Annotated in this window: 1 pseudogene; it reads left to right on the top strand. The window is 42.4% G+C overall.

Features of this window, described 5'->3' with window-relative positions:
* Positions 1-257, top strand: a pseudogene (locus SB773_RS32940) (pyridoxal phosphate-dependent decarboxylase family protein); the annotation flags it as partial.

Below are 257 nucleotides of genomic sequence, written 5' to 3'. Positions count from 1 at the left end.
ATCGGTTGCGCCGGGAGCTTGCTTGCTCTAACTGGAAGGTTGGCAATGATACCGTATTTCCTCTCGTATGCTTTACGGATTTCAATATTCAATCCAACATCCAATCGAATTTCGCATCATTTATTTGTAAAGAGATATTACGTTCAGGGCAGGCATGGATTTCAGTATATGAAATAAACAAGGCTCCGGCGCTGCGGGCTTGTATTACGAACTACGATACAACAGAGGAAGATATTATGGTATTGATGCAGTTGCTG

It is taken from the genome of Bacillus sp. SIMBA_074, assembly GCF_046534555.1.
GTDB classification, from domain to species: domain Bacteria; phylum Bacillota; class Bacilli; order Bacillales; family Bacillaceae_G; genus Bacillus_A; species Bacillus_A mycoides.
Note: the sequence above shows the minus strand (reverse complement) of the source record. Positions and strands in the feature narration are given on the sequence as shown.